Origin of the sequence: Xanthomonas populi, assembly GCF_002940065.1 — a bacterium.
In the GTDB taxonomy this organism is placed as follows: domain Bacteria; phylum Pseudomonadota; class Gammaproteobacteria; order Xanthomonadales; family Xanthomonadaceae; genus Xanthomonas; species Xanthomonas populi.
In genome coordinates this window covers 1-4,031 of sequence record NZ_MDEJ01000213.1, presented here as the reverse complement: position 1 = coordinate 4,031, position 4,031 = coordinate 1, and the positions used below count along the sequence as shown (strand labels likewise).

At 58.5% G+C, this 4,031-nt stretch carries 3 protein-coding genes and 4 pseudogenes; 3 read left to right on the top strand and 4 right to left on the bottom strand.

From position 1 onward, the window contains the following. Positions 1 to 257 (top strand): annotated as a pseudogene (locus tag XpopCFBP1817_RS23660) (type III secretion system effector avirulence protein AvrXacE2); the annotation flags it as partial. A 19-nt stretch (positions 258 to 276) separates the two neighbouring features. Here XpopCFBP1817_RS23660 and XpopCFBP1817_RS19800 read toward each other — a convergent pair. Then, positions 277 to 774 (bottom strand): annotated as a pseudogene (locus XpopCFBP1817_RS19800) (IS1595 family transposase); the annotation flags it as partial. 1 nt (position 775) lies between these two features. After that, a pseudogene (locus tag XpopCFBP1817_RS23395) lies at positions 776 to 997 on the bottom strand (IS1595 family transposase); the annotation flags it as partial. A 39-nt stretch (positions 998 to 1,036) separates the two neighbouring features. On the opposite strand from XpopCFBP1817_RS23395, the pseudogene avrXacE2 reads away from it, so the two are divergent. Beyond that, positions 1,037 to 1,423: pseudogene (avrXacE2, locus tag XpopCFBP1817_RS19795) on the top strand (type III secretion system effector avirulence protein AvrXacE2); the annotation flags it as partial. A gap of 874 nt (positions 1,424 to 2,297) precedes the next feature. Here the strand turns inward: avrXacE2 and XpopCFBP1817_RS19785 are convergent. Together XpopCFBP1817_RS19785 and XpopCFBP1817_RS19780 are read right to left on the bottom strand one after the other, a co-directional pair. Next, positions 2,298 to 2,504 (bottom strand): hypothetical protein, encoded by a 207-nt coding sequence (locus XpopCFBP1817_RS19785; protein WP_128418387.1) that lies wholly within the window; start codon positions 2,502 to 2,504, stop codon positions 2,298 to 2,300. Next, positions 2,501 to 2,806, bottom strand: a complete 306-nt coding sequence (locus XpopCFBP1817_RS19780; protein ID WP_128418386.1) for a plasmid mobilization protein — start codon at positions 2,804 to 2,806, stop codon at positions 2,501 to 2,503. The genes XpopCFBP1817_RS19785 and XpopCFBP1817_RS19780 overlap by 4 nt, the downstream gene beginning before the upstream one ends. Before the next feature lie 336 nt (positions 2,807 to 3,142). On the opposite strand from XpopCFBP1817_RS19780, the gene XpopCFBP1817_RS21700 reads away from it, so the two are divergent. Beyond that, the gene (locus XpopCFBP1817_RS21700; protein WP_158251333.1) at positions 3,143 to 3,646 is read left to right on the top strand and encodes a hypothetical protein; all 504 of its coding nucleotides are present in this window, start codon (positions 3,143 to 3,145) and stop codon (positions 3,644 to 3,646) included. Positions 3,647 to 4,031 lie beyond the last annotated feature (385 nt).

Here is a 4,031-nt window from a genome sequence, read left to right as displayed (position 1 = left end):
CGGTCGTGTCCGAATTCGTCCAGGGCGGTCATTGCGCCGGATATGCTGCCGTAGCAACCGTGCGACATGTACGGTTGCTTCAGCCAGAAGAAAGCGTCCACTATGTCCAGCACAACCATCAGGGCCATGACTGGGCTGAGTCGCGCGTGCCGGACGGACATCATAAGACCATCGTCCTAGACCCTTGGGCTCAAGGACCGGCGGTGTTTGCGCCCGACAGCAGATTTGCGGCAAATGCTCAACACACCCAAGAACGCTCCTGATTAGCCCTGACTCTCAGCCGTGAAAATTGCTCGCCGCACGCAGAACCGGCTCTGGACATGGTGTGGATTGCATCATGGCCGTGGCCAGTCGTGGCAGCATGTCGCGCAAGCGGAATCGACGATTAAAACGATAGGCCGCTTCTCCCAGGTAACGCCTCGCGTATTTGCCTTGCGCGATGGCGTGATACACGCCACTGATGGCGCGCTTGAGGTTGCCCAGCACCACGTTGACCCAACGTGCACCGGTCGCTTCGGTCGCGGCACGCCTGCCACCGGTATCGAGCGTGGTGTGCGCGTGACCTGCGTCTTCCAGCCGGCGGAAGCAGGCCAGCCCATCGGGGTAGACCTCACATTCGGGCGCCAGGCGACGGGCAATCCAGTCGTGCAGCGAGGTGTTGTCGAAGCTGCGCACCGGCGCGATCACCACGAAGCTCGGCGCGGTGAAGGCGGTCTCGGTCTGCACCGCCATCAGGAACGCTTGTTTGTTCTCCGATCCGCGTCCGGCCTTGCCNGCCGAGATAGGCATCGTCGATCTGCACGAAGCCGGCCAGTTTCCGCGTGGCTTCGCGCTCGGTCATGACCTGCATGATCTTGTGCTTCATCCGCCAGGCGCGCTTGTAGTTGATCCCCAGATGACGCATCAGCTCCCGTGTGGCCATGTTGGTCTTGGTCGAGGCCAACAGGTGCAACGCCAGCATCCAGGTGCGCAGCGGCAGTTTGGTGCCTTGGAACATCTCCTGCGACTGGCGGCTGAAGGTCAGGGCTAATCAGGAGAACGCTTGGCCTTGAATGCCAAGGACGGAGATGATATTGCCGCCAAGACGGCCGCAGGCGCGCTGTATCTTCTGGAAAACTGCCTCTCCCTGGCTGAAATACACCTCAAGAGACTGAAAGCCCAGGAGTTCCATTGCGCGCCTGAGGAAGTATGGCAACCGCAACCTGTGGTGAGCGATGCGTTTCGTAGACGGGTTCGGCAAGGTCTGGCGACATTGACCAACTCTTCAGAGCTTGGCTTGTCGCGGTCAGGGCAGAGCAGCAAGGCTTTGAAGAAGATGTCCATCAAATCGGCATTCGCACTGGGTTTCGGCAAGAAAGCAGCAAGCGCAGCTGCCGAAGACATTGCCGCTGCCGCATATCAGCTGGGCGAGCAGAGCCAGTAACCGGCGCTGGACCCAACCATGGGGGTGGGTCACATCAGTCCCGGACTCTAAACCCAGCCGGTACTCAGGGCGGGGGACGCCGAGCCAAGCATTTTTCACAAACTCCTGCCGGCACTTTTGAGCGCAATCTATTCATTACCGGGCTTGGGCGCGATCAGTTCCTTCTGCTCAGGTAGCGGACCAGGACGGAAGCGCCCTCCCGCTCGCGCTTGCGACACGGCAAACTGCACATCATCTTCAGTATCGGACTGACTCCTAATCGAGCTTTGCCTCTTCAATCCTTGCAATACACCCTGTGCCTCCCGATGAGTCGCCGGCTCTTGCGTCGCTTGCTCATTCGTGGTCCGACCAGCGTGTTGCTCGACAACATATTCGCTCGCCTTCCCACTGGCACCTGTGATGTGACGTTGAAGTATCCCATATAAGAACTCCTACTTTAGAGTGCGGGCTGCCAACTCCTCACGAAAAGCGTAAACCTGCTTTCGCCAAGCGAAAAACTCTGTGGACTGGCGAAGCTGTGCCCAGTGATCGGGCGCAGCTGAAAACTAAACAACGCGCCTGGACCTCGTGGGTAAATGTGCTGCCGTGTGTAAACCCACCACGTTGTTCAGTGGGATGTGGATCCGGGAGATGGGGGGAGGTCGGTGTGCGAGGCTGCCATGGGGTCGATGCCGCCGCAGGCGTCATGATCGGCGGGGCCACGACGACGGCCAGTGCAGCCACGCTAGAGTAGGCTACCCACTGCGTCGAGTCGGTCAAATTTCAATTCATCGCGAGGCCTATGCAAAGGGTCGGTAGAACTTCTCGAAAACCCTTTTCCGACAAAAATTTAGCTCATTTTTGGCTGTTTTTTACACGAATCCCTGCCGACCCTCTATTCGGATCCAGGCGCCAGCAAGCCTCGGCCACTCCCCCTGGTCTTGAAGGCCACATCAATAATTGTCTCCACGCGGACCAACCGTTCCCGCGTTTCGATACTTTCCGCCGCCAGCTTTTCAACCGTGCCAGCAAGCACAGTCACGCGCTCGTTCATCACGATCACCTCGCGCAATGCCTTCATGACATCGGTCAAGGTTGTCACTGCATTTGCACCTTCTGAGCTCGAGCACGTGCAGCCTTCTCGGCGTTGGCCAAGTCCACCTCATGGGTACTTAGACGCGCGAAAGCGCTAGTGAGTGCCTTATTTGCCTTCTCAGTAGATGCCCGCAGCTGGTCCAGAAGCGGACCCATATCCTCACCTTCAAGAGCTTGGCGCCGGATGTAGTCACTAATGGTCAACCCTGCATTGCGGGCGCGTTGCTGAAGCATGCGCTTCTGCGCAGGCGTCATTACGACCGTGATGCGTTCAGTGCCGTTGGCTTCGCGGGTAAGAGGGGCAGGCATGTGGGCTCTCCTGGGATGCGATATTTTTATCATAACTAGCCGGTAAACGGAAACGCCTGGACTAGAGGGTCGGCAGGGATTCGCGTAAGAAAACAGCTAAAAGTGAGCTAAATAGCTGTCAGCAAAGGTTTTTTACACGAATCCCTGCCGACCCTCGGGTGCGTCTGCGCAGCCGACGACCAGCCCAAGCCTGCTCAGGCGCACCCGGACCCGGACCCGGACCCGGACCCGGACCCGGACCCGGACCATCGGCCCCCGGTCCGGCAAATGCGATTCCTACCCTCAGAAGGGCGTGAGCAACAGCTAATGACGTGCCGTGTCCAAATACTTGTAGATGTGATTCAGCGCTATCTCGATGCGGCTGTCCGCGTACTCCAGGAGCTCGATGAATCGGTCGGTGTTTTCTGGGCGAAGAAACGATTCTTCCAGCAACTCACGCGCATCGTCATAGAACTTGATGGCGGTGAGGCAGTCTCCGCCGGCCTGCAGAATCAGATGGCATTCGTGCTCAAGATCCCTCATCTCATCGGGGACTGGATCTGCCGGCATGGGATTCTGCTGAGTTCTAGCGGCCTCAAGCTGACGCGCTATGACCTTCCGGAATCGCGTCGTAGCTCGATTGGCTCGGGTGTAGCGGGCATTGCTTTCGAGGCGCTTCCTTTCTACGGTTTCCGCTTTTGTGACGTGGCGCTCATGCGCCGCAATGCCGATAGCCGCCAAGATCGCAGCCACACTGCCGACGGCCTGAACCCACGCAGCCTGCTCGGAAGCAGAGAGAGCACACCAGCCAATCCAGTCGCAGTTCATGTCACTTCCCTTGTGCAGTGGGGGAAATCATGAAGCGTCGGCATTCAACCGGCAATCCATCTCGCAAGGTTAGGTCGGCCGAGCTACATGTCCTGCAGACCGCCTTTGCTTCTGGGGTTGTAAGCCGGAACCGCCGAAATTTCCGCCACCCGTCCCGAGCGATCACTCGGTAAGTTGCTTGATACGTCCGGCAAGGCGTGCGAACGCTTCGTTCACATACTCCAACGCTTTGGGTCAGTGCCCGTCGCGCGTAAAAAGTCTTTAAGCTGTCCAGATCGGATAGCCATTGGCGGTGCAGGCTGCCCAGCTCGTTGTCGTGTGGCTGGAAGACTTGCAGGTTGCCGCTTTCACGAAACGCTTGGTAACCACGCTCAAGGGTTGCCGCTGTAACCAGCAGTTGAGCTACCCGTGGCTTGTG

Excerpts from the sequence above, each read along its gene's own strand:
- XpopCFBP1817_RS19780 (WP_128418386.1), bottom strand. The coding sequence starts at position 2,806 with ATGCCTGCCCCTCTTACCCGCGAAGCCAACGGCACTGAACGCATCACG.